This is a genomic window from Shewanella sp. BJSY2023SW001, assembly GCF_047314685.1.
GTDB lineage: Bacteria > Pseudomonadota > Gammaproteobacteria > Enterobacterales > Shewanellaceae > Shewanella > Shewanella indica.
The window spans coordinates 47,193-73,054 of the sequence record NZ_JBKORF010000013.1 but is presented as its reverse complement, the minus strand read 5'-3'; the positions used below and the strand labels follow the sequence as shown (position 1 = coordinate 73,054).

Here is a 25,862-nt window from a genome sequence, read left to right as displayed (position 1 = left end):
CACCAATTATCGCTTAGGTAAGGAGGTGATCCAGCCCCAGGTTCCCCTAGGGCTACCTTGTTACGACTTCACCCCAGTCATGAACCACACCGTGGTAAACGCCCTCCCGAAGGTTAAGCTATCTACTTCTGGTGCAGCCCACTCCCATGGTGTGACGGGCGGTGTGTACAAGGCCCGGGAACGTATTCACCGTGGCATTCTGATCCACGATTACTAGCGATTCCGACTTCATGGAGTCGAGTTGCAGACTCCAATCCGGACTACGACCGGCTTTATGAGATTAGCTCCACCTCGCGGCTTCGCAACCCTCTGTACCGACCATTGTAGCACGTGTGTAGCCCTACTCGTAAGGGCCATGATGACTTGACGTCGTCCCCACCTTCCTCCGGTTTATCACCGGCAGTCTCCCTAAAGTTCCCGGCATTACCCGCTGGCAAGTAAGGATAGGGGTTGCGCTCGTTGCGGGACTTAACCCAACATTTCACAACACGAGCTGACGACAGCCATGCAGCACCTGTCTCAGAGTTCCCGAAGGCACCAATCCATCTCTGGAAAGTTCTCTGGATGTCAAGAGTAGGTAAGGTTCTTCGCGTTGCATCGAATTAAACCACATGCTCCACCGCTTGTGCGGGCCCCCGTCAATTCATTTGAGTTTTAACCTTGCGGCCGTACTCCCCAGGCGGTCTACTTAATGCGTTAGCTTGAGAGCCCAGTGTTCAAGACACCAAACTCCGAGTAGACATCGTTTACGGCGTGGACTACCAGGGTATCTAATCCTGTTTGCTCCCCACGCTTTCGTGCCTGAGCGTCAGTCTTTGTCCAGGGGGCCGCCTTCGCCACCGGTATTCCTCCAGATCTCTACGCATTTCACCGCTACACCTGGAATTCTACCCCCCTCTACAAGACTCTAGTTTGCCAGTTCGAAATGCGGTTCCCAGGTTGAGCCCGGGGCTTTCACATCTCGCTTAACAAACCGCCTGCGCACGCTTTACGCCCAGTAATTCCGATTAACGCTCGCACCCTCCGTATTACCGCGGCTGCTGGCACGGAGTTAGCCGGTGCTTCTTCTGCGAGTAACGTCACAGATGTAAGGTATTAACTTACACCCTTTCCTCCTCGCTGAAAGTGCTTTACAACCCGAAGGCCTTCTTCACACACGCGGCATGGCTGCATCAGGGTTTCCCCCATTGTGCAATATTCCCCACTGCTGCCTCCCGTAGGAGTCTGGGCCGTGTCTCAGTCCCAGTGTGGCTGATCATCCTCTCAGACCAGCTAGGGATCGTTGCCTAGGTGAGCCATTACCTCACCTACTAGCTAATCCCACCTGGGCTTATCCATCAGCGCAAGGCCCGAAGGTCCCCTGCTTTCCCCCGTAGGGCGTATGCGGTATTAGCAGTCGTTTCCAACTGTTATCCCCCACAAATGGGCAAATTCCCAGGCATTACTCACCCGTCCGCCGCTCGTCATCTTCAAAAGCAAGCTTTTGAAATGTTACCGCTCGACTTGCATGTGTTAGGCCTGCCGCCAGCGTTCAATCTGAGCCATGATCAAACTCTTCAATTAAAGTTTTGGTTGATTCCGAAGAATCGACTCAATGAATTCTGTTCGTATGAACACTCTTCATCGAGTTAAATCGTTTTGTCGATTTCTCAATGCCTGTGAGTGTCCACACAGATTTGCTTGTTTATCTTGTTAAAGAGCAATCCCTTAGACGCTGTGGTCATCGGGTCAGGGCTGCGTATTCTACGCTTTCCTGCTGCGGCGTCAAGAGGTATTTACCATCTTTTTCGCCTGTCGTTGAAAGGACTCAAGAGCCTCTTTTCTTCGACCCTGTCACGTCTTTCGCGTTGCCGCTGTGCCGTGTCAGTGGGAGCGCATTATAGGGAGCCTGAACTTTTGTGCAAGGGCTTTTTAAAAGAAAACTGCTGTTTTTGGCTTACTTGCTGAGAATTTGTCCTGACCTGCCACTTTTTAATCTTTATAATGGCGAAAACCATTCATTTAAGGACTTTTTATGGCCAATTCTCTCAGATCTTACCAAGGTACCAAGCCAAAGTTGGCCGAAGGCGTCTATGTTGATGAAGCTGCGGTTCTGGTAGGTGACATCTTTTTGGATCAAGACGCCAGCGTTTGGCCCATGGTGGCTGCCCGGGGTGACGTCAATCATATTCGCATCGGCAAACGCAGCAGTGTTCAGGATGGCACAGTCCTGCATGTTAGCCGTAAGTCTCCGGCCAACCCCGAAGGACACCCGCTGCTCATCGGCGATGATGTCACCATAGGGCACAAAGCCATGCTTCACGGTTGCAAGGTAGGTAATCGAGTATTAGTTGGCATGGGAGCCATTATTTTGGATGGCGTCATCATCGAAGACGATGTGATTTTAGGTGCAGGTTCCTTGGTGCCTCCCGGTAAGGTACTAAAGAGTGGCTTTCTCTATATAGGCAGCCCGGCCAAACAAGCCCGCCCCTTGACCGAGGCCGAACGCCAATTTCTGCCACAATCGGCAGACAACTATGTCCGCCTTAAAGATGAGTACCTGGCCGAGCAAAGTAGTACTGACTAAGAAAGTTATACTGACTCAGGTAACTCTATCTCACCTGAGTCATTGAAGCATTCCTGCTCAATCAGCGCCTCGGCTTCATCCTCGAAGTCGAAGCGCCACTGTTCAAACAGGCTCAGGATCTCTTGCTCTTCGAGAACAACCTTGCCACTTATTTGCTGCATACGTTGTAAGCCAACATAACAAGGAATATTGACCCCTTGCTGCTGGGCCATAAACTTGAGCCTATATGATTCGGCTTGCCACTGACACAAGTCGCTGAAGATGATCCCCTGATTCATGAGGCCTCTCCTTTTAATTCTTGCCGCAGACTCTCGAGTACAGGCTCAACTTTGGGCATGACACCTCGCCATAAATAGAAACTTCTAGCCGCCTGTCCCACCAACATTCCTAACCCATCCAGTGTTTTTGCCGCCCCTTGCTCGGCAGCCCAGCAATTGAACGCGGTTGTTTGTGCCGAATACATCATGTCGTAGCAATAGCTATGATTGGCAACCACGGTTACGGGAATATCCGGCAACTCACCATGTAAACTGGCTGAGGTGGAATTGATAATGAGATCATAACCCTCATAGAGTTCATTTCGCCTCAACGCCTGTAATTGCTGTGGCGCAATAGCCGCCAGCACCTCGGCCTTACTGTATGTTCTATTATAGATATCAATATGGCCGACACCGGCCGCCAACAGAGAAAGCAGACAACCCCTGGCAGCCCCACCAGCGCCGAGCAGCAAGACCTTTTTATCCTTCAGTATCAGGTAACGACTGAGATCGGCCACCAAGCCGTAGCCATCGGTATTGTCACCCCGAATTCTGCCATCATCCAGTTTAATCAGGGTATTCACTGCGGCGGCGGTTTCAGCTTCCTGACTCAACTCATCACAGAGTTGAAAGGCTTGTTCCTTGAAAGGCACAGTGACATTGGCGCCCATCCCCCCGGCAGCAAAAAAAGCCGTGACACTGCCGCTGAAGTCATCGATTGGCGCCAGAATCGCTTGATAGCTTAGGTTTTGCCCAGTCTGAGCGGCAAAAGCTGCATGGATAGCGGGTGATTTACTGTGTTGAATGGGATTGCCAAAGACGGCATAGCTGTCGGTCATCTGTGCTCCAGAGCAATGGAAGATGTATCAGTCTACTCAGCGGCCCAAGGCCAGGCAAGGCTGCCGACCTATGGGGTTTTCAGTGTATACTGGCGCCAAAATCGACAACAAGATTCAACACAAAATGAACTGGCTAAAGAAAATTCTCAATCGTAAACCCGAGGCCGAGCGGGACCCCACTCAGTCCAACGCCTATGATCTGATTGGCGGCGACGAAACGATACGCGCCATAGCCAAGAGCTTTTATCAGCAAATGCAAACGCGGCCGGATACTCAGGAACTTTTGTCCATACATCAGGCTCCGCTGGCACAATCTGAGCAGAAGTTATATGAATTTCTCAGTGGTTGGTTGGGAGGGCCTCAGCTGTATCAAGCCAAATATGGCCACCCGGCGCTTAGAGCCAGACATATGCCGTTTGCCGTTGATGAAAGAATGCGTGATCAGTGGCTGTTATGTATGAGGGCCTCACTGGAGGCCAATCTGAAGGATCCCGAACACAGAAAGGTGATTTTCAATGCTATCGCTCAGTTAGCAGACCATATGCGTAACCAATAAGCCAAAGAAAGACTTATTGGTTACCCTTACTAACTATTCGGTGAGCCAATCCCTGGGATGTAAAAAATCACTGTAGAGCCTTGCTTCGGCAGAGCCGGCTTCGGGTTCATAGGCGTATTGCCAGCGAACCAAGGGCGGCATCGACATGAGTATTGACTCGGTTCGGCCGCCGGTTTGCAGCCCAAATAGAGTTCCTCTGTCATAGACCAGATTGAACTCTACATAGCGACCACGGCGATACAGTTGGAACTCACGTTCACGCTCGCCATATTCGGTATCCTTACGCCGCTCAACAATGGGGGCATAGGCAGATAAGAAGCTATTTCCAACAGCCTTCATGAAAGCAAAGCACTGCTCAAAGCCACCTTCATTGAGGTCATCGAAGAAGAGGCCACCGACACCGCGAGTTTCGTTTCTGTGCGGCAGGAAGAAATACTCATCGCACCATTTTTTGTACTTGGGGTATACCGCTTCGCCGAAAGGCTCGCAAATCGCTTTGGCTTGCTGATGCCATTCGCGTACGTCCTCAAGGAAGGGGTAATAGGGGGTCAGGTCGAAGCCACCACCAAACCACCAGACGGGATCGGCACCTTCTTTGCGGGCAATAAAGAAGCGCACATTGGCATGGGTAGTAGGAATATAGGGATTACGCGGATGGATAACCAGTGAAACCCCCATAGCTTCAAAACTTCGTCCGGCCAACTCAGGCCTGTGTGCCGTTGCCGAGGCAGGCATGGCCGCGCCTTCTACATGGGAGAAGTTCACCCCGGCCTGTTCAAACACGTCACCGCCGTTAAGTACCTTACTGATACCGCCACCGCCCTCGGCCCGTTTCCAGGCATCGGTAGTAAACTCAGCTTTGCCGTCCAGTCGTTCCAGTCCTTCACAAATCTGTTGTTGCAGTTGCATCAAGAATGCTTTTACCTGGTGAGAATCAGGTGCCGTCATGCTCGCTCCTTCTTGCTTGGAATTATTAGCCATTACGCAGGATCTGGCCGCTGCGAATATCTATGATGGTGGAAGGTTGGCGCTGCTGCCCCAACTCTCCTTCGATAAGGGCATCTATCTGCCCGGCAAACGTTGTTTCAATATCATTCACTGTCAGAGCCGGCGACTCACCCGCCAAGTTGGCACTGGTGGATACCAGCGGCTTGCCCAAGGTATCACACAACTCCCGAACAACCGGATGGGCCGACACCCTGACGGCAATAGAATCAAAATGACCACAAAGCAGTTGGCTCATTCCCTGACGCACCGGCATAACAAAGGTAAAAGGTCCGGGCCATTTGGCAAACGCCTGCTGCAGTTGTTCATCACTCAGTTGAGACTCGTCCAGATAGGGTTGCAACTGCCGATAGTCACTGGCAACCATGATAAGCCCCTTGTGCCAGGGACGCTGTTTGATGTCGAGAATTCGGGAAACGGCGGCTTCATTATCGGGATCGCATCCCAAACCATAAACAGCTTCGGTGGGATACGCTATGACCCCTCCATCCAGAAGCAGTTGCTTACTCCTGGCGGCGAGCAAGTGCAGCATTGAGAGTACCTTTTATAGAGACAAAGACGGCTGAGCGCCCTCGGCGACAGCGGAGGTGATTATAGTCACATATTGAGCCGGATCACAGAGTTCGCTTGTACTTACATTCCTTACGGGGACATTCCAGTCTGTCGCCGGCAGCGCCCTTGCGCTCTACCAGAATACCGAAACCGCATTCAGGACAAGCCTCTGCCCGAGGAGGAAAATTCACCAGAAACTTGCACTTGGGGTAGTTGCTGCAGGCATAGAAGCTCTTGCCGAACTTACTGGTTCTATGCTCAAGCACTCCGCTATTACACTGAGGACAAGGCACTTTTTCAGCCTCTTCCTGCTGATCGTGTCGCTCGATATGGGTGCATTGCGGATACTGGGTACAACCAATAAAAATACCAAAGCGCCCCGACTTGACCGCCAACTCGTGACCACACTGGGGACACTCGGAGCCGGGAATAGACTGAGAGTCGATGGATTCGTGCTGCACCAAAGGCCGGGTGTAATCGCACGCTGGATAATTATTACAGCCAATGAAACCACCATGCTTACTGTGGCGCACGGAGAGCTCACTGCCGCACTTGGGACAAAGTTCATATTCTTTTTCGAGCGCGTGCGCCCGAGCATTGAACAACTGCTGGTCTATCTTGGCCATGACACATCTCGCTGTTAAAAGAGTTAGGCGAACATTTTACCAGCGCCACACGGATAAAGGGAGTCGAGTTGATGACCACACTCACTGAAAGACTCAGCCGGCAAGAACAGATAGTGAAATAGCCTTCACTTCAGGAAAAAGTTACATAGGTTGGAAACTGTCGTGGTCTTTTTCAGAAAGGCTTATCGCTCTCTTTTGCGGAATGATAAAAATTGAAGTATTCAGACAATGGGGAAATGAAGATAACTGCAGCCAAAAAGATTGCCCAACTTTCTGAGAATATCCTGAAAGCGAATTGAATTGATACCGGCCAAGACAGGCAATAACGGCACATATATCTTGCAGCTGCTCTTTTTGCTCAAGAATCTCAGCACATCTCGTTTGGTGCCAGAGCGATATAAAACCACTTCACATTAGCCATACTATTCGTGCTGAGATTGTCGAATGTAAACTGCCGTTCAGGAGTGTAATCGACCTTCTTCTGGTTGCTCGAAGATAAGATCTTCCATCTGCTCATAGGCAGACTCATTACCGGGCGCATTAAACAATACCATCAGAATCACCCACTTGAGGTCTTCCAACACCATAGCTGGCTCGTCCAATTCCATCACCCTATCGATAACCATTTCCCGGGTTTGCACATTCAATACCCGAATCTGCTCCAGGAACAATAGGAAACCACGACACTCGACGTCCAGTTTCTCCATTTCATCTTTGGTGTAGATGCGGAAGGAATGTTGAGTATGCCCTCTAAGGTAGGGAGTATCGCTCTCCTGCAGTTCGGCCAACCGCTCAAGCCAGGAAAGCGCCTTGATGATTTCGGACTGATGGAAACCGGCACGGGTGAGTTCTTTGGTCAACTCATCTTCGTCGACCAACATTTCAACTTCACTATGAACATAGTTTTCAAACAGATACATGAGGATATCAAACATGGCTATTTCCTCTTAAGTCTAACGTAACCACCGGGTACTGCGGCAACCCAACCTTGCAACTCAAGTTCAAGCAATTGTTCCAACACCAGATCCAACGTTATTCCACTATGCTCAACCACCACATCCAAAGGTGTGGTCTCATAATCTACACTAGCTAACAGCGTTTTAAATGGCAACTCAGAGTTCTCACTTGGTTTTATATGGTGACTCTTGCGCAAGTCTTCAAGGTGGCAGCTACATAAAGGCGCCAACTCTTCCACTATATCGGCCACCGACTCCACAAGTTTTGCCCCATTACGAATTAAATCGTGGCATCCCTGGTGTTCATCGCCCATAACTGAACCTGGAACTGCAAAAACCTCTCGACCTTGCTCTGATGCCAGGCGAGCACTGATCAGTGAACCACTGCGCCGACGAGCTTCTACCACCAAGGTTCCCATTGCAAGGCCGCTGATTATACGGTTTCGTTTGGGAAAATTCCCGGGAAATACACCGACGGAGGGCCAAAGTTCACTGATAACTGCACCATGTACTTGAATATCATCATAAAGAACCCTATGCCTTCGAGGGTAAATTTCGTCAATTCCGGTACCTAGTACCGCAATGGTTTTGCCGGTTGCCGATAAGGCTCCCCGGTGAGCTGCGCCATCTATACCGGCAGCCATACCACTGCATACGCTGATGTTCAAGGCATCCAGTTCGGCGCCCCACTGCCAGGCAAGCGACAAACCGGCGCGGCTGGCATCTCGGCTGCCGACCATGGCCAGCGCGGGTTGCAGCAGGGTTTCAACCTGTCCTTTGACGAACAAAATCGGAGGAAAGTCAGGAATATGTTTCAAGAGAGGCGGATAAAAAGGATCGTCAGGACAGATTAGATATCTGCCCTCTGCACCCTGCTGCCATTGCAAGGCTTGGTCAACTTTTTCAGGAGCCAACTCCAAGCGTTGGAGCTGTGTCTGGTTTATTGGCAAAGACTGGGGTTCATGTTCCAGCCTCTGTCTCAACTCAGCCACATCCATGTGCAAGAGTAATTGCCTTATCCGGAGGGGTCCCAGTCCAGATACCGCAGCGACAACCAGCCAATCAACCAGACTATTATGCGTCATTCACCTTTCAATAATGTGTCAGGCCTGACCAAAAGATCATCTACCCTGACAGGGCTTTCATTCACCATGATGAGCCCGAGAGCTGTTTTGTCGAATACCTTAAACACCATGACCTGACCGCGATAAAGATCCGGCAGCTTAACGGCATTGTCTGAGCCCATCTTGGCCATCAAGTTATCGTAAGCGGAGCGTTCGGTCGGCGGTACCGGGATACCCTCGCCGTTGATCACCACCTCGGCACCGTCCTTATAGATAGAGAACACATCGCCGGGCTCAACACCTTCACGGTTGCCCCGGTCCAGATAAAACACATCCAGTTTACCCATGGCGCGAATTTTACGTTCAGATGCCAACACCTTGGCGCCCTCTAAATCACTGGCCTTGGGAATAAAGTAGGCTGACAATAAGGAGTCATCCTCTATCGCCAACACTCTGAAACCGGCTTTGGTTTCGCGGAAATTGTTAAGCAGCTTCACCTTGGAAATTTCACCCGATTCCACCACTCGGCCGCTGGCACTGAGGATCACTTCCTGACCCAGCAACTCGCCGCTTTCCTTATTGGTAAATTCGCGCCCGGGCTGATACATCCCAACTTTATCGCCCTGCGGCAGATTGGCCTGGATATAAATAATGTCGTCCATCACATGGTGACGGGAATCGCTTTCCCCCCCCAGCACCATAGGTTGTTCCTTGAACCACTCTGGGTCGACCACCCGGTTCTGCACCAGATAGGGCTGGATCAAAGCCAAATCCACCGCGGGAATGGCGCCACCTTTGGGCTGAGCTCTTCCGGCGGGACTCTTGCGAACATGAGGTTTATTGACCAATCTGGGTTCACCATCAATAAACACCACCGTCAATCGATCGCCGGGATAAATAAGGTGTGGATTGGCTATCTGGGGATTGGCGCCCCAAAGTTTGGGCCAGCGCCAGGGGTCTTTGAGAAACAGTGCCGATATATCCCAAAGGGTATCGCCTTTCTTGACCACATAAGTATCAGGGTGACCGGGTTTTAATGTCAGGGTATCTGCAGCAGCGAAGGTGCAATTAAATGTCAGTAACGCGAGTAAAATTAACCGTTTCATGGGGGCTTCCATGTTGTCTGGCTCATTAGTGAGAGCTTTTGCTGTTATTGATAGCCGCTAAGGATTAAAATTAACGCAATAGCACAAGTCAGTATAACCAACTGGCACGGATTTGACAGACTTGTTAAGAGTTTATCTATGACCCTGTTAAAAGTATTACGATTCCCAGACGAGAGATTACGCACGATTGCCCAGCCAGTGACAGAATTTGATTCTGCCCTGCAGACGCAAATCGATAATATGTTCGAGACCATGTACGAAGAAAAGGGTATTGGTCTGGCCGCAACTCAAGTCGATTTTCATAAGCAACTGATAGTGATGGACTTACAGGATGACGTTGAACGTCCAAAAGTCTTTATCAACCCCCAAATTATCAGTGCCAGCGGCGACTTCTGTAATGAAGAAGGTTGTCTGTCTGTACCCGGCATTTATGCCAAGGTGGACAGAGCCGAATTTATTACCGTGACGGCACTCGACCGAGATGGCAATGAATTTACTATTGAAGCAGACGGTTTATTTGCCATCTGTATTCAGCATGAGATGGATCATCTAAAGGGCAAGCTTTTCGTTGATTATCTGTCACCACTGAAACGTCAGCGGATCAGACAAAAGCTGGAAAAAGCGGCACGTCAGGAAGCGAAAGCCTGAATCAATCCCGAATAATTAGGATCTATTTTGAAACCACTGAAGATCATTTTTGCCGGTACGCCGGACTTTGCAGCGCGCCACCTGCAGGCGCTGCTGAACTCAGAGCATCAAGTCATCGCCGTCTATACCCGAGTGGACAAACCCGCCGGACGAGGCCACAAACTTACCCCCAGCCCGGTCAAGGCGCTGGCGCTGGAACACGATATTCCCGTCTATCAGCCCAAATCACTGCGCAATGAAGAAGCCCAGCAGGAGTTGGCCGCTCTGGGAGCCGATATCATGGTGGTGGTCGCCTATGGCCTGATCCTGCCATTGGCAGTGTTGCAGGCTCCTCGCCTTGGATGCATCAATGTTCACGGCTCTATTCTGCCGCGCTGGCGCGGTGCGGCGCCTATCCAAAGGGCATTGTGGGCCGGGGACAAAGAAACCGGGGTCACCATAATGCAGATGGATGTCGGTTTGGATACCGGCGATATGCTGCTCAAGACCTCGCTGCCGATAGCCGATGACGACACTTCAGCAACCCTGTATGAAAAACTGGCCCAACAGGGACCGGAAGCACTGATCCAAGCTCTGCAAGGTCTGGCCGAAGGCAAGCTAACCGCCGAGCCGCAGGATGAATCACTGGCCAACTACGCCGAAAAACTCAGTAAAGAGGAAGCCCGCATCGACTGGCATAAAGCTGCCCGCAACCTGTGGCAGGAGATCCGCGCCTTTAATCCTTGGCCGGTGAGCTACTTTGAATGCCAGGGACAAAATATCAAAGTCTGGCAGGCCGAAGTGGAAGAATCAGACGAGCAGTTTGCGCCGGGCACTGTGGTGCGCGCCGACAAGCGAGGATTAGCCATTGCCACTGCCGATGGCTTATTAGTGTTGAAAAAGGCGCAACTGCCAGGGAAAAAACCGCTGGATATTGCCGATATTCTCAACGCCAGGGGCGAATGGTTCCAGCCCGGCAAGAATTTGGCTCAAGCATCATGAGGCAGAATCTCAGAGCCCTTGCCGCCAAGGCCATCTTTCAGGTACTGGAACGGGGCGTATCCCTCTCGGTTGCCCTGCCCGAACAACAACAGCAGCTTCACAGCGGCAAAGACAAGGCGCTTTTGGCCGAACTTTGCTATGGCGTAATGCGCACCCTGCCACAACTGGACAAGAGAGTCAGCGACTGCCTCAGTAAACAGTTCAAAGGGAAACAGCGTATCGTCCACCAGCTGCTTCTTGTGGGTTGTTACCAATTGTATTTCACCCGGATACCGGCCCATGCAGCTATTTCGGAAACTGCTGAAGCCTGTCGTCAGCTGAAGTTTGAAAACCTGGTCAAGGTAGTCAACGGCGTTTTACGCAATATCCAGCGAGACAATAGTCCACTGGCCACAGATAACCCTGTGCTGGAACACAATACGCCCAACTGGATCCTCAAGGCGCTCACTGCCGCCTATCCGGAAAACTGGCAACAAGTGGTGCAGCAGAGTCACCAGCGGCCGCCACTGTGGCTGCGCAACAACCGTTTATCCCAAAGCCGTGAGCAATATCTGCAACACTTGGCTGAAGCCGAAATTGCCGCCACTCCAGGTCAGGGGGAAGACAGTATATTGCTCGAGCAAGCCTGCGATGTCACCACTCTGCCCGGCTTTAGCGAAGGCTCAGTGTCTGTGCAGGATGGTGCTGCTCAATGGGCCGCCGCCCTGCTGGCACCTCAAGCGGGCGAAACCATTCTCGATGCCTGCGCCGCTCCGGGAGGCAAGAGTTGCCATCTGCTGGAGCTGTGTCCGGACATAGAACTGGTGGCGGTCGACAACGACAACAAACGGCTGCAGAGAGTTGCCGAGAACCTGCAAAGGTTGCAACTGAATGCCCAGTTGGTGCACGGCGATGCCGCAAATATTGCTTCATGGTGGCAGGGTAGCAAGTTTGATCGCATATTACTGGATGCTCCCTGCTCGGCTACCGGCGTTATTCGGCGCCATCCGGATATCATGTGGCTGCGTAAGCCGCAGGATATTGAGGAGTTGGCCAAGGTGCAGCAACAGATATTGGATCATTGCTGGCAGTGGTTAAAGCCAGGAGGTGTACTGTTATACGCCACCTGCTCTATCCTGCCACAGGAAAACCGCGATCAAGTTGCCGCCTTCCTGGAGCGTACGCCGGATGCCCGGCTGGAAGCTATCACTCAGGCAGACCAGCCAGATGCGATAGGCTGGCAAATCTTGCCCGGACAGGACAATATGGACGGGTTTTATTACGCGCGAATCGTTAAGTCGAAACTTCAGGGATAAGACGAGGCCATGAAAATAATCATCTTGGGCGCAGGTCAGGTCGGTGGCACCCTTGCGGAAAACCTGGTGGGTGAAAACAACGATATCACCATAGTCGACAGTGACAGAAACCGCCTTAGGGCACTGCAAGACAAATATGACTTGCGGGTGGTTGTCGGTCACGGAGCCCATCCCGGCGTCTTGAAAGAAGCCGGCGCCGAAGATGCCGATATGCTGATCGCTGTAACAAACAGCGACGAATGCAACATGGCCGCCTGTCAAATTGCATATACCCTGTTTGGCACACCAACCAAGATAGCCCGTATTCGCTCAGAGCAGTATTTGGGGATGCAGGATAAACTGTTTATCGACAGTGAAACCAAGAGTAATGAGCCTCGTACCCGGGGGGGGTTCATCATAGATGAGCTGATAGCTCCCGAGCAGTTAGTAACCGCTTACATACAACGCCTGGTAGATTATCCTGGGGCTTTACAGGTTCTGGAGTTCGCCGAAGGCAAACTGAGCCTGGTGGCTGTTCGCGCCTATTATGGTGGCCCCTTGGTGGGCAACGCGCTGGCAACGCTGCGCGAACACATGCCGAATATTGATACCCGGGTGGCGGCTATTTTCCGTCAGGGACGGCCGATTATGCCCAGGGGAACCACCATCATAGAAGCCGATGATGAAGTGTTCTTTGTCGCTGACAGTCGCCATGTACGGGCAGTGATGAGTGAGATGCAGAAGCTGGATAACAGCTACCGCAATATCATGATCGCCGGTGGCGGTAACATAGGTTTGGGACTGGCCAAGAAACTGCAGCGTAATCACTCGGTCAAGCTGATAGAACACCGTCAGGACAGAGCCGAAGCACTGTCAGAAAAGCTGGAAAATACCACGGTATTCTGCGGCGATGCTTCCGATCAGGAACTCTTGATGGAAGAGCATATAGATCAAACCGATGTGTTTATCGCCGTCACCAACGACGACGAGGCCAATATCATGTCAGCGCTATTGGCCAAGCGCATGGGCGCCAAGAAAGTGATGGTGCTTATTCAGCGTGAAGCTTATGTCGATATCGTTCAGGAAGCCAATATCGATATCGCCATTTCGCCGCAGCAAGCCACTATCTCGGCCTTGCTGACCCATATCCGTCAAGGGGATATCTGTAACGTATACTCACTGCGTCGCGGTGCCGCCGAAGCGATTGAAGCCATAGCCCACGGTGACTCCAGCACCAGTAAAGTCGTAGGTAAACAGATAGGCGAAATCAAACTGCCGCCTGGCACTACCATAGGTGCCATAGTCCGCGATGATGAAGTCTTAATGGCCCACGATAAAACAGTTATCGAACAGGGAGACCATGTCATTCTCTTTCTGGTGAACAAGAAGTTTATCGGTGAAGTGGAAAAACTATTCCAGCCGAGCGCGTTTTTCTTCTAAGGCTCTGGCCATGCTGAATTTTCGCCCACTGCTATTCATCCTAGGCCTGTTTTTATCCATGCTGACGGCCTTTATGTTTATTCCACTCTTCTTCGCTCTGTTTTACGGTGAAGAAACAGTGGCAGCCTTCATGGCATCGGCACTGGTCACAGGCACAATCTCCAGCCTTTGTATGCATAGGGGCCAGGGACAAAAACTCAATCTGAATATCCGCGACATGTTCCTGCTGACCAGTCTCACCTGGTTTATCGTCAGCCTATTCGCCGCCATGCCTTTTACCCTGTATCACGGTATTGGCTATACCGATGCCTTCTTTGAAACCATGTCGGGGATCACCACGACAGGATCCACAGTATTATCCGGCCTGGATAGCATGGATCACAGCATTCTCGTCTGGCGTTCGCTGTTGCAGTGGCTCGGTGGCATAGGCTTTATCGTGATGGCGGTGGCCATTCTGCCGTTTCTCAACGTGGGGGGAATGCGGCTATTTAGAACTGAATCCTCAGATTGGTCCGAGAAGGCCATCCCTCGCACCCAGAGCTTGGCCAAATACCTGTTTCTGGTTTATCTGGGACTGACAGTATGCTGCGGTTTGGCTTATCACCTGGCAGGGATGAACTGGTTTCAGGCGCTGAATCATGCCATGACCACACTCTCCACTGGAGGCTACTCGACTTCGGACAGTTCCATGGCAGCCTTTCCCGAAGCAGCGCACTGGGTCGGGGTGGTATTCATGGCTGCCGGCGGCCTGCCGCTGCTGATGTTTGTCCAAAGCCTGCAGCAACGTAGTATCAAGGTGTGGAATGATGCCCAAGTAAAAGGCTTTATTCTTTTTCTGCTGCTGGTGTCTTTCTCTCTGGCCTATTGGCTCTACAGCTCGCGGGAAATAGCTTTTATTGATGCCCTGCGGCTCTCGAGTTTTAACGTGGTTTCCGTGGTCACAACCACAGGCTATGGTCTGACTGACTACGGCAGTTGGGGGGCACTGGCAAATATCGCCTTTCTATTCCTGATGTTTGTCGGCAGCTGCTCAGGTTCAACCTCCGGCGGTATCAAGATATTCCGCTTCCAGATAGCCGGCGCCATCATGCGTGAACAATTGAAGCAGCAGTTTCATCCCAACGGTATTTTCCGCGAGCGCTACAACAACCGACCTATCAACGAAGAAATTGTGCGCTCCCTGGTGACCTTTGCGCTGCTGTTTATGCTGGTTATCGTGATGCTGACACTGGTGTTGGTGCTTTGTGGTCTGGATCCTATCACCAGCCTTTCCGGCGCAGTCACGGCAGTGACCAATGTCGGCCCAGGACTCGGCCCGGTTATTGGCCCTGCAGGCAACTTTTCCAGCTTGCCGGACTTGGCCAAATGGGCGCTGTCGATAGGCATGTTACTGGGCCGCTTGGAGATCCTTACCGTTGCCGTATTGTTCCACCCCAGTTTCTGGAAGTACTGACAACCCCTCTATAGGTGAATATTATTCAACTGTAGATAATCGGCTTGTAAGACATACATACGTTTGACATCCGAGTATTGGCCGTTGATAAAGATCTCCTGTACCAAATGGCCTTCCTCTTTAAAACCGCACTTTTGATAGAGCTGCAACGCCTTGTCATTCTCCAGTGCCACATGCAGATAAACCTTGTATAGGTTAAGTATGGTAAAGGCGTAATTGAGCGCCTTGTTGACCATAGGTCTGGCATAACCTCGCCCCTGAAACTCCGGCGCTATAATGATCTGAAACTCGGCGTTACGATGAATGTCATTGATCTCCACCAACTCAACCAGGCCTATAGTCTGCTGCTGAGCATTTTCTGCGATAAAGCGTCGCTCCGTCTTGTCATGGATATGCTTGTTGTAGAGCTCTTCAAGCTCATCAAACGACTCATAGGGCTCTTCAAACCAATAAGCCATAATAATGCGATTGTTATTTAACTGATGAATAAATCTCAGGTCTGTTCTTTCCAGCGCCCGCAGGCGAATCTCACCGTCATTCATGACACCTCCTAAAAGTCATACAATAAAGCCGCCCATATTAAGTGGGCAACAGGCAAACAAAGCTTGCCTTGCAGTCTTTTCAACACATACAAAAAAGCGCAGTACCATGACTGCGCTTGGAAAACATCGGCTCTATCAGGATGCCAAATCACTCAAATACTCGGCATAGCGCTTTACATCTTCCCAGTCCGTGTAGTCGATAACCGTCTTGGGATCGGTTGGGCCGCCGGTCATCTTCATGATCAACCGGATCATAAAGCTATCCAGCCAGCCCCAAGAGGGGTAGTCCACCTTACCGGCGATAATCTTCACATCCTTGGGTTTCCAATCCGACAGAGCAATAAACTTCTGCAGATACTTGTTGTTTTCCGGTATTCGTTTCTCCGGTTTGCGGGCCACCACATTAACAGAGAAAAAGCTGAGCCCTTTTTCTGTCAACACCTGTTGGTGTTTGCTGCAAAAAGCGAACACACTCTTGTCGTAGGTGCCATAAAGCACACAAGCACCGAGTACCACGGCATCATATTTTTGCCAGTCGATGTTTTCCGCCTCGGCCGCAGCCAAATCCATGCTGTCACACTCATGACCCAACTGCTGTAGTCTTTCAGCTATACAGCGACTGATCTTGGCAGTGTGGCCACCACGGGAGAAGTAGAGCACAAGAATGGATTTCATAAGTTCGCCTATTGAGTGTCTGTAACTTAAATTGTGTGGCTTGTCGCCCAGATAGAACAAGTTGAGAGATCACATAATCGGCTTCAACTCTTAAGAATATTGCCGCAAATCGCGCTGAATCGGTAGTTTTCAGGCTAGAATTGCGATCCAGATAAAAGACTGATGATTGTACTCATCCCCCTATTCAATTAGAATAACCTAATCAAAAGGCGAAGAGGTTCCAAGCTGATGCAAAAAGATATTGATATCGCAGCCATGCTTTCCAATGCGGAAAATGCTGCCAAATGGCTCAAGGCCATCGCCAACCCTTATCGCCTGATGATCCTCTGCCTACTGTTGGATCAGGAGCTGAGCGTTACTCAATTGAATGAAACGGTTCCGCTGAGCCAATCTGCGCTGTCACAACATCTGGCAGTACTGCGCGCCGAAGATCTGGTGGCAACCCGCAAGAGTTCGCAGGTTGTTTACTACTCGCTCAAGAATCAACAGGTCACCGAGGTCATTTCTATTCTGCACCGTAAGTACTGCGCTTAGGGAAGGTGCGAACAAGTCCCATGTGTGCTCTGCGTCGGCTTACGGGCCTGGATGCAAGGCATGGTTCGCAGCAAATGGCCCTAGTCCTTTGCAAGAAGCACAACACAGCAGGCAGGCCTGTAAGCCACGCCCTTAGGTCTTAAAGCTCGGCAAACTCGGCAGCAAACGCTTTCACCCGCTGCCAATCGGTAAATTCATAAGTACCGCTGATATCAGTTGGCCCCTTGGTTATCCACATGATCAGCCGAATCATGCTACGGTCAAATAAGCCGTAGTTAGGATAGGCTATCTTGCCGGCAAACACGCCTTGCAACTGTGGCTGCCACAGGGATAACTGCAAAAACTTCTGCATATAAGGGTTGGTTTCCGGGGTATTCTTTTCCGGCTTACGAGCGACTACATTGACGGTAAAGAAGGCATTCTTCTTGGCATTCAGCAGCGCATGGTGGTGGTTGACGAAACGGTACAACTCCGGCCTATGCTTACCATAACGTATGCTGGCACCCACAAGGATTTTATCGAAAGTCTGCAAAGGCTCAGCTTCCGCCTCAGCCAACGATACCATAGAAACTGTCTCACCCACTTTGCTCAATTCATCGGCCATCATCTGGCATATCGCCTTGGTCTGGCCATCAACGGTCGAATAAATAATCAGAGTTTTGCTCATCAGTTCTTCCAGAAAGTCGGGGTAAACAACACCAATAAGGTAAAAATTTCCAAGCGCCCAAACAACATGGCAACCACAAGCACATACTTGGCGCCATCACCTATGCTGGCGTAATTGCTGGCAACTTCACCTAGGCCAGGCCCCAGGTTGTTAAGGCAAGCTGCGGTGGCGCTGAAGGCCGTTATCGCATCCATTCCCATGGCCATCAGGATCAGCATACAGATGACAAATACCAGCGCATAGGCGGAGAAGAACCCCCAAACAGCATCTATTACCCTATCCGGCAACGCCTTGGAACCGATACGAATGGAGAACATGGCCCTGGGATGAATTAGACGCTTAAGCTCGCGCGAGCCCTGCAACAGCAGTAACACCACGCGGATAACCTTGATACCGCCGGCTGTAGAACCACCGCTGCCGCCGATAAAGCTGGAAAACATCAACAGAATAGGCAGAAACAGCGGCCAAACATGGAAGCTCTCGGTGCCAAAACCGGCTGTGGTGGAAATGGATACCGCCTGAAACAGCGCATGATCCAGAGTTTGCTCCGGTGAATCATAGATACCCGAGTGATACAAGGTGGCGAAACAGATGGCAGTCAGCAGTAACTGAATAGCGATAAGCGCCTTGAATTCAGCATCACGAAAATAAACCTTGAAGTTGATCCCCCGGCGGGAAAACGCTGCGAAGTGCAGGCTGAAGTTCACTGCCGCAATCAGTAAAAATACCACGCAAATCAAATTGATGGTCGGGCTTTGAAAATAGCCCATGCTGGCATCATGGGTGGAGAACCCACCAATAGCGATAGTAGAAAATGAGTGACTGATGGCATCGAAGGCACTCATACCGGCGAGCCAATAGGCGCCGGCACAGGCCAAGGTCAACATCAGATAGATATACCAGAGCGTCTTGGCGGTTTCGGCAATCCTGGGGGTCATCTTGGAGTCTTTGACGGGCCCGGGGATCTCAGCCCGGTAAAGCTGCATCCCCCCTATCCCCAACACCGGCAGAATAGCTACCGCCAACACAATGATCCCCATACCACCGAGCCATTGCAGGAGGTGACGATAAAAGAGTATCGCCTTTGGCAGGTTATCCAGGCCGACTATCACAGTGGCTCCTGTGGTAGTCAGCGCCGAAAAAGACTCAAAAATACTGTCGGCTAACGACAAGTCCGGCTGTTTCGATAGTAAAAAGGGCAAGGTACCTATGGCACCAAGTACGGTCCAGAACAGCACCACGATCAAAAAACCCTCTCGGGTCTTGAGTTCTGCCTTATGGTGGCGATTGGGATACCAGAGCCAGAAACCGATAAATAGACTGATAAAGAAGGCTTTGATAAAGGCTGTACCACCGCCGTCTTCATAGATAAGGGCCACCAATGCCGGGGGCAGCATAGTGATGGAGAAAAGCCCTATCAGTAACCCGGTAATACGGGTAATCGTTCGGTAATGCATGCCGCTTTTCAATCAGTCCATTAGCCAATAAAAACTCAGCATTGTCGCACAAGTTATCAGAGTGTTCACTGTGAAAAATCTATCTTTAGTTGTCCTTGGCTCATGGGAGCCAACTCTTTATTGATACTCTCGGTAACAGATAGGGGCACGGCCAGTGTCAGGCGAATATTGTCAGTAAACTCCCGCTCTTCTATCAACACATCGAGCCTCTGCAACAGATGTTCGACATCGGGCAGTTGGTCGTAACGGCAAACCAAACTGCCTTTTTCCCTGAGCATTTTGGTCTTGGTCGCCAGCCGAGGCATCATCTGCTTGAGCCCGCTACTGTAGGCACGAACCAGCCCACCCACACCCAACTTGGTGCCGCCATAGTAACGCACGACAACGGCGCCAATCTCACCTATGCCAGCACCCTGCAAGACCGCCAACATAGGGCGACCGGCACTACCACCCGGCTCGCCGTCATCACTCGACCCCATGGCCGACAGCCCCTTGGGTGCACCACAAATAAATGCCTGGCAATAATGACTGGCACCGGGATAACGCTGCTTTATCTGTTGTAGTTGCTGTTTAAACTCTTCTGGCGAATGGCAGGGAAATACCAAAGAGATAAAGCGGCTATGCTTTATCTCCTCTTCATATTCCAGCTCTTCTGCCGCAATGGGATAACTTTCAATCAATGAGACCTGACTCTCGAGTCATATTTTCGTTACTATGGGCGTGGATTATGACATTGTCTTCAATACGGATCCCACCAAACGGGCGTAAACTGGCTACCAGATCCCAATCCACCAACGCCTTGCGGCCATCTTGCCTGAGTGGCGCCAACAGGCTATCGATGAAGTAAAGTCCTGGTTCTATGGTTACTACATGCCCGGGCGCCATAGTCCTGGTGCAGCGCAGAAACGGATGCTCCTCAGGAGGGGCCACATGGGTGCCGCGTTCGTCATTGAAGAAACCACCGACATCATGCACCTGCAATCCCAACATATGCCCCAGCCCGTGAGGGAAAAAAGCCCGGGTAATACCCTGCTCCAGCAGCATCTCTTTCGAGCCTCTGGCCAGGCCGACTTCAAGTAACAGAGTCGCCAGCTGTTGATGAGCCAGCAGATGCAGCTCAGTATAACGTTTGCCGGGTCGCAAGTGTTCAATCAGTTGAAGCTGCAGTTGATTCATCGCCTGGATAAGATCGTGGAATCGATTTTTTTCAAAAGCATAGGTACGGCTGATATCGGCAGCATAGCCGTGGAAAGAGGCTCCGGCATCGATCAGAAAAGACAACCTCTGCTGTGGGCTTTCATGCTCCAACGCAGTGTAATGCAAAATAGCGGCGTTTTGGTTGAGGGCTATAATATTGCCATAGGGAATCTGATTCTCCCCTTGTGCTATGGCACTCAAGTATTGCTGCTGGATTTCAAACTCACTGGCACCACTGTAGAAGGCGTTCTTGGCCGCGCGATGGCCCTTGACCGCAATACGATTGGCCTGACGCATACATTCCAACTCGTAATCTGTCTTACAGGCACGATAAAAGTGCAGGTAGCTCATTACAGCTTCAGGGTTACAGTTATTAAACCCAAGCACAGAAGCCACTTCCAGGTGTTCACCTATATAGGCCCAGTGACCTTCGGCCACAGGCAGGAGCTCTGCCACCTTATCGGCCTTGGTCAAAATACGGATATCAAAGCTGTCACACCAGAAGCTTTGCGGCAGATCTATCACCTTGTGCCAGAAGTCTTCGGGACGGTAAAAGATCAGCACAGGCTTGTCGCGACCATTGACCAGCAGCCAACAATGAGGCGTTTCCAGTAAAGGCACCCAGGCCTTGAAATGGGGGTTCACCTTGAAGGGGTAATCGATATCGTCCAGAAACTGCCTGTGGGGTTGACCCGAATGAATTGCCAAACCAGACAGTCCCTCACGAGCACAAATCTCGGCAACCCTTTGATTAAGAGTGTTTATATGTGATTGATAATGCTGAGCCAGTTGCATAATAAGCCGTTCCTGTTATCTGAAATCAAGGTTCCCCTTGCCATTGGACGCTGTTCACAGTTACAACAAAAGCCAATGTGCAGTGTATCACAAAGCTGAAATTTGCAGCTAACCGACAAGCAATTAAACGATCGTTTAAATTGGGTGTTGTATTTTTCCTTTTTTCGAAGCACACTGAGCAACAACTGGTCAAATGATGGCCTGAGCTGCCCTACTCCTAAGCAATAAGGATGCAAGCAATGATCTACCAAAATTCGATGATTCAAGTTGAGTTACTCGAGAATAATATCGCCCGCCTTTGCTTCAATGCCGAAGGATCGGTAAACAAATTCGACCGCGCCACCCTGACCTCTCTGGATGAGGCGCTGGACGCCATCAAAGCAGAATCCAGCGTTAAGGCACTGCTGCTGACATCGGCCAAAGCTGCCTTTATTGTCGGCGCCGACATTACTGAGTTCCTTGGGTTGTTCGCTCAGGAAGATGAAGTACTCTTGTCATGGTTGCAGCAAGCCAATGCGGTATTCAACAAGCTGGAAGACATGCCTTTCCCAACCGCTTCTGCCATCAATGGTTTTGCCTTGGGCGGTGGTTGCGAAACCATATTGGCCACAGACTTCCGCATTGCCGACATCAATGCCCGAATCGGCCTGCCGGAAACCAAGCTGGGGATCATCCCTGGATTCGGTGGCACAGTGCGCCTGCCAAGAGTGATAGGTGCAGATAATGCATTGGAGTGGATCACCACAGGCAAAGACCAACGCCCGGAAGCCGCTCTCAAAGTCGGCGCAGTAGATGCCGTCGTGGCTCCAGAGCAACTCCAGGCCGCAGCACTACAGATGCTACAGGACGCGCTGGCGGGCAAACTCGACTGGCAGAGTCGCCGTCAACGTAAACAATCGCCACTGACACTGCCCAAGCTGGAAGCCATGATGTCGTTCACCACAGCCAAGGGTATGGTGTTCTCTGTTGCCGGCAAGCATTATCCGGCGCCAATGGCGGCGGTTAACGTAGTGGAAAAGGCAGCCGGTCTGGGGCGTGAAGAGGCTTTATTGGTAGAACATCAAGCCTTTATTCAACTGGCCAAAACAGATGTGGCCAAGGCGCTGATCGGCATCTTCCTCAATGACCAACTGGTCAAAGGCAAAGCCAAGAAGGCCGCCAAACAAGCCAAAAATATAGAACAAGCCGCGGTATTGGGCGCAGGCATTATGGGCGGCGGTATCGCCTACCAAAGCGCCAGCAAGGGTACGCCGATTGTTATGAAAGACATAGCGCAGAAGGCGCTGGATCTCGGCCTTAACGAAGCGGCCAAGCTACTGACGGCACAGGTAGAGCGTGGTCGCTCCACCCCGGCCAAGATGGCCAAAGTACTCAACAACATCACCCCATCACTCGACTACAGCGCCGTCAAAGACGCCAACATAGTGGTCGAAGCGGTAGTAGAACATCCCAAGGTTAAGGCGACTGTGCTGGCCGAAGTCGAGCAGCAGCTAGCTGCCGATGCCATCATAGCGTCCAACACCTCAACCATCTCTATTAACCTGCTTGCCAAGAGTCTGAAAGACCCTTCCCGCTTCTGCGGCATGCATTTCTTCAACCCTGTGCACAAGATGCCACTGGTGGAAGTGATCCGTGGCGAACACAGCTCGGAAGAAACCATCTCCTCTGTAGTGGCCTATGCCAGCAAGATGGGCAAGACGCCGATTGTGGTCAACGACTGCCCCGGCTTCTTTGTTAACCGGGTACTCTTCCCCTATTTCGCCGGCTTTAATGGCCTACTGGCCGATGGTGCAGACTTTATCGCCGTCGACAAGGTGATGGAGAAACAGTTTGGTTGGCCTATGGGCCCGGCTTATCTGCTGGATGTAGTCGGTTTGGATACCGGCCATCACGCCCAGGCTGTCATGGCCGAAGGCTTCCCGGACCGTATGGGCAAAACAGGCAAAGATGCCATAGATATCATGTTTAACCATGAGCGCCTGGGGCAGAAAAACGGTAAAGGTTTCTATCAGTATTCTGTGGATAAGCGTGGTAAGCCGAAGAAAGACAAGGATCCTGTCAGCTACGAATTACTGCAGGCCGAATTCGGTGAACTCAAGGAGTTCAGCAGCGATGAAATCATCGCCCGCACCATGATCCCCATGATTATTGAAACCGTACGCTGCCTGGAAGAAGGCATAGTAGCCACCCCGGCTGAAGCCGACATGGGTCTGGTATATGGTCTTGGCTTCCCACCATTCAGAGGCGGTGTGTTCCGCTATCTGGATACCATGGGCGTTGCCAACTTTGTCGCCCTGGCTGACAAATACGCCCACCTGGGGGGACTCTACCAAGTGACCGATGGCATGCGTGAACTGGCAGCCAACAACGGTTCTTACTATCAGGCCTAATTTGCGGAAAGGATTTTAACCATGAAACAAGCAGTTATCGTAGATTGCATTCGTACACCCATGGGCCGTTCCAAGGCTGGTGTATTTAGAAATGTTCGTGCAGAGACACTCTCTGCCGAGTTGATGAAAGCCCTGCTGGTACGTAATCCCCAGTTGGATCCCGGCACCATAGAAGACGTTATCTGGGGCTGTGTGCAGCAGACTCTGGAGCAAGGTTTTAATATCGCCCGTAATGCCTCTCTGCTCGCGGGTATCCCCAAGCAAGTTGGTGCGGTTACTGTAAACCGTCTATGTGGCTCCTCCATGGAAGCCATTCACCAGGCAGCCAGGGCCATTATGACAGGCATGGGAGACACCTTCATCATTGGTGGTGTTGAACATATGGGTCATGTTCCCATGAGTCATGGGGTCGACTTCCACCCTGGCTTGGCAACCCGGGTTGCCAAGGCTGCCGGCATGATGGGACTGACGGCGGAAATGCTCGGTCGCATGCACGGTATTAGCCGTGAAATGCAGGATGAGTTTGCCGTGCGCTCGCACAAACGTGCGCATGCAGCCACAGTTGAAGGCCGTTTTGCCAGAGAGATCCAGGCTATCGAAGGCCATGATGCCAGTGGTGCCTTGATCAAAATCGATTATGACGAAGTGATCCGCCCTGAAACCAGTATGGAATCACTGGCAGGCCTGCGCCCCGTGTTTGACCCGGCCAACGGCACTGTTACCGCTGGTACCTCTTCGGCCCTGTCCGATGGCGCATCGGCCATGCTAGTGATGGAAGAAGAAAAAGCCAAGGCGCTGGGACTGCCTATCCGAGCTCGCATCAAGTCGATGGCAGTTGCCGGCTGTGACCCATCAATCATGGGCTATGGCCCGGTTCCAGCTACACAAAAAGCACTGACTCGCGCAGGTCTTAGCATAGCGGATATCGATCTGGTTGAGCTGAATGAAGCCTTTGCCGCGCAGTCTCTGCCTTGCGTGAAAGATCTAGGTCTTATGGAGCTGGTCGATGAGAAGGTTAACCTCAACGGTGGTGCCATCGCTTTGGGTCACCCTCTGGGTTGCTCGGGTGCCCGTATCTCCACCACATTGATCAATCTGATGGAGAGTAAAGACGCGACTTTGGGTCTGGCAACCATGTGTATTGGTCTCGGCCAAGGTATTGCCACTGTATTTGAGCGTGTCTGAGTAAATATCACCAACACAGAGAGCATCATAGAGAAGCTGCCCTTCTTAATGAAAAACCGCTTATTCCTTAAGCGGTTTTTTTATGTAAAGCTGTTTGTCCCCATCACAGAGATAATCCTTTAATTAACCTGATGTCCACAAAGACAAGGTCAGCTCGCTGACAATAAAGCGCTTTGATTAAATGTGAAGCTAGAACCAAGTACTGAATAACAAGTAGAGCCATGTTCCACGTGGAACAATGCGATAGAGCACAAAAAATAGCTATCAACTTGGTTTGACCGCTGCCTTGGAGTAATATTAGCCACTTCTGTTGTTCTCGTTGTAAGAGGTTATATGAGTCAGGTCTTTGCCAGTGCCCAACATCAACTGGATGCTTTAGGTTTGAGGTGTCCGGAACCTGTCATGATGGTTCGTAAAAAAGTCCGTCATATGGCCGAGGGCGAAACTCTGCTCATTATCGCCGATGATCCAGCTACCACAAGAGATATTCCCAGCTTTTGCCAGTTTATGGACCACACCTTGGTAGCCAGTCAAACGGATGACTTGCCTTATCAATATTTAATTAAAAAAGGTCTCTAACCTAACCCTCTCACCAGGAAGGAACCTATGATTACCCTGCTCGCTATCGCCCATAAAAAGCAAAGAAACGCGCGGATGGATTTGTTGCCCCAGGCCGAAGTCAGTTTGGCTCAAGGTGTAGAGGGCGATGTTTTTGGTAAACCAGGAAAGCGTCAGGTAACGCTGTTATCTCAACAACAGTGGCAACAAGCCTGTACTCAATTACAGACAGAGCTACCCTGGACGTGCCGCAGAGCCAACTTGCTGCTGGATGGTCTGGAGTTTGCACCTGAGTTGGTGGGTAAATACCTGAGGATTGGTGAACAACTGGTGCTTGAACTTACCGGAGAAACTGACCCCTGCGGCAAAATGGAGCGAGCATACCCAGGGTTGGAAGCAGCATTAACGCCTGGTTGGCGTGGTGGCTGTACTGCCAAAGTGATAAATCCGGGAAAAATCAAGCCTCTGGACCCGGTTCAGTTACTCGATAGCTGGCCAAATCGCAACTTAGACTTATAAAAAATGGAAAACTAATTGAT

26 protein-coding genes and 1 rRNA gene are annotated in these 25,862 nt (G+C 51.1%); 12 read left to right on the top strand and 15 right to left on the bottom strand.

Going from position 1 to position 25,862, the window contains the following annotated elements:
- Window positions 1-18: 18 nt before the first annotated feature.
- A 16S ribosomal RNA gene (locus tag ACMHXH_RS03240) occupies window positions 19-1,563 on the bottom strand.
- Between the two features lie 451 nt (window positions 1,564-2,014).
- On the opposite strand from ACMHXH_RS03240, the gene ACMHXH_RS03235 reads away from it, so the two are divergent.
- Complete coding sequence (locus ACMHXH_RS03235; RefSeq protein WP_071476711.1) at window positions 2,015-2,566, top strand: gamma carbonic anhydrase family protein; 552 nt, start codon at window positions 2,015-2,017, stop codon at window positions 2,564-2,566.
- 5 nt (window positions 2,567-2,571) lie between these two features.
- Here the strand turns inward: ACMHXH_RS03235 and ACMHXH_RS03230 are convergent, their stop codons facing one another.
- Window positions 2,572-2,844: a DUF1488 domain-containing protein gene (locus tag ACMHXH_RS03230; RefSeq protein ID WP_071476710.1), complete on the bottom strand. Its 273-nt coding sequence runs from the start codon at window positions 2,842-2,844 to the stop codon at window positions 2,572-2,574.
- A complete protein-coding gene (gene aroE, locus ACMHXH_RS03225) occupies window positions 2,841-3,662 on the bottom strand; it encodes a shikimate dehydrogenase (protein ID WP_071476709.1) in 822 nt (273 codons plus the stop codon). Before aroE ends, ACMHXH_RS03230 begins: the two co-directional genes overlap by 4 nt.
- Before the next feature lie 124 nt (window positions 3,663-3,786).
- On the opposite strand from aroE, the gene ACMHXH_RS03220 reads away from it, so the two are divergent.
- A complete protein-coding gene (locus ACMHXH_RS03220; protein WP_039035707.1) occupies window positions 3,787-4,218 on the top strand; it encodes a group II truncated hemoglobin in 432 nt (143 codons plus the stop codon).
- A 33-nt stretch (window positions 4,219-4,251) separates the two neighbouring features.
- Here the strand turns inward: ACMHXH_RS03220 and hemF are convergent, their stop codons facing one another.
- From hemF to ACMHXH_RS03190, 6 genes are all read right to left on the bottom strand, one after another.
- Complete coding sequence (gene hemF, locus ACMHXH_RS03215) at window positions 4,252-5,166, bottom strand: oxygen-dependent coproporphyrinogen oxidase (RefSeq protein WP_335912565.1); 915 nt, start codon at window positions 5,164-5,166, stop codon at window positions 4,252-4,254.
- Between the two features lie 25 nt (window positions 5,167-5,191).
- Complete coding sequence (locus tag ACMHXH_RS03210) at window positions 5,192-5,755, bottom strand: L-threonylcarbamoyladenylate synthase (RefSeq protein WP_039035705.1); 564 nt, start codon at window positions 5,753-5,755, stop codon at window positions 5,192-5,194.
- An 82-nt stretch (window positions 5,756-5,837) separates the two neighbouring features.
- Window positions 5,838-6,401 carry a type I DNA topoisomerase gene (locus ACMHXH_RS03205; protein WP_335912563.1) on the bottom strand — a complete coding sequence of 188 codons (564 nt, stop codon included), beginning with the start codon at window positions 6,399-6,401 and terminating at the stop codon, window positions 5,838-5,840.
- Window positions 6,402-6,859: 458 nt separating this feature from the next.
- Window positions 6,860-7,336: a DUF494 family protein gene (locus ACMHXH_RS03200; protein WP_025889803.1), complete on the bottom strand. Its 477-nt coding sequence runs from the start codon at window positions 7,334-7,336 to the stop codon at window positions 6,860-6,862.
- A 2-nt stretch (window positions 7,337-7,338) separates the two neighbouring features.
- Entirely contained in the window at window positions 7,339-8,355 is a 1,017-nt protein-coding gene (dprA, locus tag ACMHXH_RS03195) for a DNA-processing protein DprA (protein WP_039035703.1), read from the bottom strand.
- An 83-nt stretch (window positions 8,356-8,438) separates the two neighbouring features.
- Window positions 8,439-9,539, bottom strand: coding sequence for a LysM domain-containing protein (locus tag ACMHXH_RS03190; protein ID WP_335912562.1), 1,101 nt, complete (start codon window positions 9,537-9,539; stop codon window positions 8,439-8,441).
- Window positions 9,540-9,665: 126 nt separating this feature from the next.
- Here ACMHXH_RS03190 and def point away from each other — a divergent pair, with 126 nt between their 5' ends.
- The 5 genes from def to ACMHXH_RS03165 are packed head-to-tail and all read left to right on the top strand — an operon-like array spanning window position 9,666 to window position 15,323.
- Complete coding sequence (gene def, locus ACMHXH_RS03185) at window positions 9,666-10,175, top strand: peptide deformylase (protein WP_039035701.1); 510 nt, start codon at window positions 9,666-9,668, stop codon at window positions 10,173-10,175.
- 27 nt (window positions 10,176-10,202) lie between these two features.
- A complete protein-coding gene (gene fmt / locus ACMHXH_RS03180) occupies window positions 10,203-11,156 on the top strand; it encodes a methionyl-tRNA formyltransferase (protein ID WP_335908879.1) in 954 nt (317 codons plus the stop codon).
- Window positions 11,153-12,451, top strand: coding sequence for a 16S rRNA (cytosine(967)-C(5))-methyltransferase RsmB (gene rsmB / locus ACMHXH_RS03175; protein WP_335912561.1), 1,299 nt, complete (start codon window positions 11,153-11,155; stop codon window positions 12,449-12,451). The genes fmt and rsmB overlap by 4 nt, the downstream gene beginning before the upstream one ends.
- 9 nt (window positions 12,452-12,460) lie before the next feature.
- Window positions 12,461-13,870 carry a Trk system potassium transporter TrkA gene (gene trkA, locus ACMHXH_RS03170; protein ID WP_039035698.1) on the top strand — a complete coding sequence of 470 codons (1,410 nt, stop codon included), beginning with the start codon at window positions 12,461-12,463 and terminating at the stop codon, window positions 13,868-13,870.
- Between the two features lie 10 nt (window positions 13,871-13,880).
- Window positions 13,881-15,323: a TrkH family potassium uptake protein gene (locus tag ACMHXH_RS03165; protein WP_039035697.1), complete on the top strand. Its 1,443-nt coding sequence runs from the start codon at window positions 13,881-13,883 to the stop codon at window positions 15,321-15,323.
- Between the two features lie 8 nt (window positions 15,324-15,331).
- Here ACMHXH_RS03165 and speG read toward each other — a convergent pair whose 3' ends face one another.
- Window positions 15,332-15,865: a spermidine N1-acetyltransferase gene (speG, locus tag ACMHXH_RS03160; protein ID WP_039035696.1), complete on the bottom strand. Its 534-nt coding sequence runs from the start codon at window positions 15,863-15,865 to the stop codon at window positions 15,332-15,334.
- Between the two features lie 135 nt (window positions 15,866-16,000).
- Window positions 16,001-16,540, bottom strand: a complete 540-nt coding sequence (gene hemG, locus ACMHXH_RS03155) for a menaquinone-dependent protoporphyrinogen IX dehydrogenase (RefSeq protein WP_039035695.1) — start codon at window positions 16,538-16,540, stop codon at window positions 16,001-16,003.
- Window positions 16,541-16,768: 228 nt separating this feature from the next.
- Between hemG (ACMHXH_RS03155) and ACMHXH_RS03150 the strand changes: the two genes are divergently transcribed.
- Window positions 16,769-17,074 (top strand): ArsR/SmtB family transcription factor, encoded by a 306-nt coding sequence (locus ACMHXH_RS03150; RefSeq protein WP_039035694.1) that lies wholly within the window; start codon window positions 16,769-16,771, stop codon window positions 17,072-17,074.
- A 139-nt stretch (window positions 17,075-17,213) separates the two neighbouring features.
- Here ACMHXH_RS03150 and hemG (ACMHXH_RS03145) read toward each other — a convergent pair whose 3' ends face one another.
- The 4 genes from hemG (ACMHXH_RS03145) to pepQ all read right to left on the bottom strand — a co-directional run bounded on the left by hemG (ACMHXH_RS03145) (window position 17,214) and on the right by pepQ (window position 21,193).
- Window positions 17,214-17,741, bottom strand: coding sequence for a menaquinone-dependent protoporphyrinogen IX dehydrogenase (gene hemG, locus ACMHXH_RS03145; protein WP_039035693.1), 528 nt, complete (start codon window positions 17,739-17,741; stop codon window positions 17,214-17,216).
- On the bottom strand, window positions 17,741-19,198 hold the full coding sequence (locus ACMHXH_RS03140) for a TrkH family potassium uptake protein (RefSeq protein ID WP_039035692.1): 1,458 nt from the start codon (window positions 19,196-19,198) through the stop codon (window positions 17,741-17,743). Before ACMHXH_RS03140 ends, hemG (ACMHXH_RS03145) begins: the two co-directional genes overlap by 1 nt.
- A gap of 65 nt (window positions 19,199-19,263) precedes the next feature.
- A complete protein-coding gene (locus ACMHXH_RS03135) occupies window positions 19,264-19,878 on the bottom strand; it encodes a YigZ family protein (RefSeq protein WP_039035691.1) in 615 nt (204 codons plus the stop codon).
- Window positions 19,871-21,193: a Xaa-Pro dipeptidase gene (pepQ, locus tag ACMHXH_RS03130; RefSeq protein WP_071476704.1), complete on the bottom strand. Its 1,323-nt coding sequence runs from the start codon at window positions 21,191-21,193 to the stop codon at window positions 19,871-19,873. The genes ACMHXH_RS03135 and pepQ overlap by 8 nt, the downstream gene beginning before the upstream one ends.
- Window positions 21,194-21,429: 236 nt before the next feature.
- Here pepQ and fadB point away from each other — a divergent pair, with 236 nt between their 5' ends.
- From fadB to ACMHXH_RS03110, 4 genes are all read left to right on the top strand, one after another.
- A complete protein-coding gene (fadB, locus tag ACMHXH_RS03125; RefSeq protein WP_071476703.1) occupies window positions 21,430-23,580 on the top strand; it encodes a fatty acid oxidation complex subunit alpha FadB in 2,151 nt (716 codons plus the stop codon).
- Window positions 23,581-23,601: 21 nt separating this feature from the next.
- A complete protein-coding gene (gene fadA / locus ACMHXH_RS03120; RefSeq protein WP_039035688.1) occupies window positions 23,602-24,765 on the top strand; it encodes an acetyl-CoA C-acyltransferase FadA in 1,164 nt (387 codons plus the stop codon).
- Between the two features lie 333 nt (window positions 24,766-25,098).
- Window positions 25,099-25,344 carry a sulfurtransferase TusA gene (gene tusA / locus ACMHXH_RS03115; protein ID WP_039035687.1) on the top strand — a complete coding sequence of 82 codons (246 nt, stop codon included), beginning with the start codon at window positions 25,099-25,101 and terminating at the stop codon, window positions 25,342-25,344.
- Between the two features lie 27 nt (window positions 25,345-25,371).
- Complete coding sequence (locus ACMHXH_RS03110; protein ID WP_335912558.1) at window positions 25,372-25,842, top strand: MOSC domain-containing protein; 471 nt, start codon at window positions 25,372-25,374, stop codon at window positions 25,840-25,842.
- Window positions 25,843-25,862 lie beyond the last annotated feature (20 nt).

What these genes read in the sequence shown, in the direction of transcription:
- speG (WP_039035696.1), bottom strand. Translation starts at nt 15,865, where the DNA reads ATGAATGACGGTGAGATTCGCCTGCGGGCGCTGGAAAGAACAGACCTG.
- hemG (WP_039035695.1), bottom strand. Translation starts at nt 16,540, where the DNA reads ATGAAATCCATTCTTGTGCTCTACTTCTCCCGTGGTGGCCACACTGCC.
- ACMHXH_RS03210 (WP_039035705.1), bottom strand. Translation starts at nt 5,755, where the DNA reads ATGCTGCACTTGCTCGCCGCCAGGAGTAAGCAACTGCTTCTGGATGGA.
- ACMHXH_RS03140 (WP_039035692.1), bottom strand. Translation starts at nt 19,198, where the DNA reads ATGCATTACCGAACGATTACCCGTATTACCGGGTTACTGATAGGGCTT.
- ACMHXH_RS03150 (WP_039035694.1), top strand. Translation starts at nt 16,769, where the DNA reads ATGCAAAAAGATATTGATATCGCAGCCATGCTTTCCAATGCGGAAAAT.
- fadA (WP_039035688.1), top strand. Translation starts at nt 23,602, where the DNA reads ATGAAACAAGCAGTTATCGTAGATTGCATTCGTACACCCATGGGCCGT.
- def (WP_039035701.1), top strand. Translation starts at nt 9,666, where the DNA reads ATGACCCTGTTAAAAGTATTACGATTCCCAGACGAGAGATTACGCACG.
- fadB (WP_071476703.1), top strand. Translation starts at nt 21,430, where the DNA reads ATGATCTACCAAAATTCGATGATTCAAGTTGAGTTACTCGAGAATAAT.
- ACMHXH_RS03165 (WP_039035697.1), top strand. Translation starts at nt 13,881, where the DNA reads ATGCTGAATTTTCGCCCACTGCTATTCATCCTAGGCCTGTTTTTATCC.
- ACMHXH_RS03220 (WP_039035707.1), top strand. Translation starts at nt 3,787, where the DNA reads ATGAACTGGCTAAAGAAAATTCTCAATCGTAAACCCGAGGCCGAGCGG.
- dprA (WP_039035703.1), bottom strand. Translation starts at nt 8,355, where the DNA reads ATGGATGTGGCTGAGTTGAGACAGAGGCTGGAACATGAACCCCAGTCT.
- hemG (WP_039035693.1), bottom strand. Translation starts at nt 17,741, where the DNA reads ATGAGCAAAACTCTGATTATTTATTCGACCGTTGATGGCCAGACCAAG.
- aroE (WP_071476709.1), bottom strand. Translation starts at nt 3,662, where the DNA reads ATGACCGACAGCTATGCCGTCTTTGGCAATCCCATTCAACACAGTAAA.
- hemF (WP_335912565.1), bottom strand. Translation starts at nt 5,166, where the DNA reads ATGACGGCACCTGATTCTCACCAGGTAAAAGCATTCTTGATGCAACTG.
- ACMHXH_RS03205 (WP_335912563.1), bottom strand. Translation starts at nt 6,401, where the DNA reads ATGGCCAAGATAGACCAGCAGTTGTTCAATGCTCGGGCGCACGCGCTC.
- trkA (WP_039035698.1), top strand. Translation starts at nt 12,461, where the DNA reads ATGAAAATAATCATCTTGGGCGCAGGTCAGGTCGGTGGCACCCTTGCG.
- ACMHXH_RS03190 (WP_335912562.1), bottom strand. Translation starts at nt 9,539, where the DNA reads ATGGAAGCCCCCATGAAACGGTTAATTTTACTCGCGTTACTGACATTT.
- ACMHXH_RS03230 (WP_071476710.1), bottom strand. Translation starts at nt 2,844, where the DNA reads ATGAATCAGGGGATCATCTTCAGCGACTTGTGTCAGTGGCAAGCCGAA.
- ACMHXH_RS03200 (WP_025889803.1), bottom strand. Translation starts at nt 7,336, where the DNA reads ATGTTTGATATCCTCATGTATCTGTTTGAAAACTATGTTCATAGTGAA.
- rsmB (WP_335912561.1), top strand. Translation starts at nt 11,153, where the DNA reads ATGAGGCAGAATCTCAGAGCCCTTGCCGCCAAGGCCATCTTTCAGGTA.
- ACMHXH_RS03110 (WP_335912558.1), top strand. Translation starts at nt 25,372, where the DNA reads ATGATTACCCTGCTCGCTATCGCCCATAAAAAGCAAAGAAACGCGCGG.
- ACMHXH_RS03235 (WP_071476711.1), top strand. Translation starts at nt 2,015, where the DNA reads ATGGCCAATTCTCTCAGATCTTACCAAGGTACCAAGCCAAAGTTGGCC.
- tusA (WP_039035687.1), top strand. Translation starts at nt 25,099, where the DNA reads ATGAGTCAGGTCTTTGCCAGTGCCCAACATCAACTGGATGCTTTAGGT.